The organism is Streptomyces sp. NPDC058289 (assembly GCF_042880975.1).
In the GTDB taxonomy this organism is placed as follows: Bacteria; Actinomycetota; Actinomycetes; order Streptomycetales; family Streptomycetaceae; genus Streptomyces; species Streptomyces stoeckheimensis.
The window spans coordinates 1-2,192 of record NZ_JBHVYI010000200.1 but is presented as its reverse complement, the minus strand read 5'-3'; the positions used below and the strand labels follow the sequence as shown (position 1 = coordinate 2,192).

Below are 2,192 nucleotides of genomic sequence, written 5' to 3'. Positions count from 1 at the left end.
GGGGCCCCGGCTCCACCCCCCCCGCGCACCACCCCCCCGGGGCCACCCCCCCCCCCCCCGTCAAAAAACCAGCCCCTCCGGCGTTTGAGGCGCGGGGGCCCGGGGGCCGGCCCCCGGCAACGGCGCCGCACGCGGCAACGGGGTCCGGGCGGAGCCCGGGGAACGGTGGAAGGGCGGGTAGGGGACCCAACCCCGCAGGGCCAACCCACCCGCACCCATCCACCGTCTAAATCCTCGATCCCCCCACCGATCCGGGACTCACGGACGGGTCCGCCCGGGGCGGCGCCACCGACGGCCCCGGGGGCAGCGCGCCCGGCACGGCCGGGGTCGCAACGGACCCGGGCGGCGGCGACTGCGGCGCCTGCGCGGGCGGAGCCAACCGCACAGCCGGCAGCGCCAGCAGCATGCCGATCCGCAGCGCCCCCGGCCGCGGCCCGATCACAGCCCGGTTCGCCGCGTAGAGAGCCTGCCAACCCCCCGCGACCCCGCGCCTCCGCGCGATCGCCACCAGCGTGTCCCCGCTCCGCACCACGTGCATCCGCCCCGCCAGCCCGTACCGCTTCGCACACACGGGCCACGCTTCCCAGCCCTGGCTCCCCAGCAGCTCTTCCCCCACCCGGATCTGCTGCTCCCGCGTGGCGAGGTCCGCCCTCGGGGCGAAGGCCAGCCCTCCGTGCTCCTCCCACGTCGGCTGCCAGAACTGCAGTCCGCCGTAGAAGCCGTTCCCCGTGTTCACCGCCCAGCGACCCCCGCTCTCGCAGTCGGCCACGCAGTCCCAGGGCCACTTCCCGCCGGGCCCGCAGTCCACCGCGCGGCCGGGCGCCCCCGGCCGGGGCGGGGGCGGCGCCGCGACCGCCGCCGCGGGCGACGCCGAAGCCAGTACGACCAGCGCCAGCACCAGCGCCGCCGCGCCCACCCCACCCGGAACCCCGAAGTTGCGCATCGCGTCACGCTACGCAGCCCCGTACCGCCCCCCGCGCGCGCCACACCGCGCCCCGCGCGCCCCCACCCGCTCGGCCCACCGGCCAAACGGCCAGCACCGGGCATCAACTGCGCACAACCAAAAAAGAGTTGGCACGAAAACAACGGCCCGGTCGGACCGTTCACTCCTTCGGGGGTCCGGTTCGATTCCGTTCCCTCAAACGGCGTGACCCCGGCCGCCACTCCCCCGTTGAGCCCGGCGAGCCGGAACCCCCCGGCCCCGCACGCCTAGTCCGAGGAGCCACCCCGTGCCGCGCATGCTCGAAGTCAGTGATGAGGTACGTGCCGAGATCGGCGACGAGGAGGCCGAGCGGCTGCTCGCAGGTGACGGATCCCCGGGCAGTTACGACTGCACTTCCTGCCGCACCCCCGGCGACTCCGAGCGCGAGCAGACCAGCACCGTGCTGTTCGTCGGCGACGAGACGGCCGTCCTGGCCTTCGCCCACGCCGGCTGCATCCCCTCGCAGGTCGTCTCCGTCCCCGAGGCGGACCTCCAGGGCGCCGTCCGCTCCATCACGGGCGACAGCCCCGCCCCCGCCCCCGCCGGCGACGTCCCGCAGTCCGTGCCCGGCGGCCAGGCCGTCCTCGGCATCACCAGCGGCCTGATCCTGATCAACGGCGAGCTGCACCCCGCCCTCGTGGTCGAGCCGACCGCGCCCATCGCGCGCCCCGGCACCACCGGTCCCGGCGACGACTTCCTCCCGCTCCTCATCGAGCAGGGCTTCATCCCCATGACCGACACCGAAGAGGTCCCTCAGGCCCTGAGCGGCTGGTCGATCCTGCTCGCCGCCGGCCAGCTGCACTCGGTGCTCCAGCCCGGTCAGATCGCCTGGTGGCAGGCGCACCGGCCGCTGTCGGTGACCGACGGCTGGCGGGCCGCCGTCAACAAGACGCAGCGCGTCCTGGTGTACGCGGCCCCCGTCGGCACCATCGGCCAGCAGCCCCGCGAGGACCTGCTGCGCGACGCCCTGGACAAGGCCGCCCGCAACGGCAAGCTGGTCGCCGCCTCGATGCCGCTGGCGGGCACCCCCGGCGCCTGAGGCCCCCGGCTCCCGGGGCCTTCCCGGGCTCCCGCTCCCCCGCTCTGCCTTCCGTCCCCGAAACGGCCGTCCGACCCCCCTCACGGGGGCCGGGCGGCGTGCGCCGGGGGTGGGGGGGGGGGCCGGCGCCCCCCCCCCCGGGTGAGGTTTTGGGCCCGCCCACCCCCCAAC

Annotated in this window: 2 protein-coding genes; one reads left to right on the top strand and one right to left on the bottom strand. The window is 76.3% G+C overall.

The features are described 5' to 3' along the window. Positions 1-226 precede the first annotated feature (226 nt). Complete coding sequence (locus ACFVX6_RS40805; RefSeq protein WP_389699643.1) at positions 227-943, bottom strand: transglycosylase family protein; 717 nt, start codon at positions 941-943, stop codon at positions 227-229. Between the two features lie 286 nt (positions 944-1,229). On the opposite strand from ACFVX6_RS40805, the gene ACFVX6_RS40800 reads away from it, so the two are divergent. After that, entirely contained in the window at positions 1,230-2,021 is a 792-nt protein-coding gene (locus ACFVX6_RS40800; RefSeq protein ID WP_389699642.1) for a hypothetical protein, read from the top strand. Positions 2,022-2,192 lie beyond the last annotated feature (171 nt).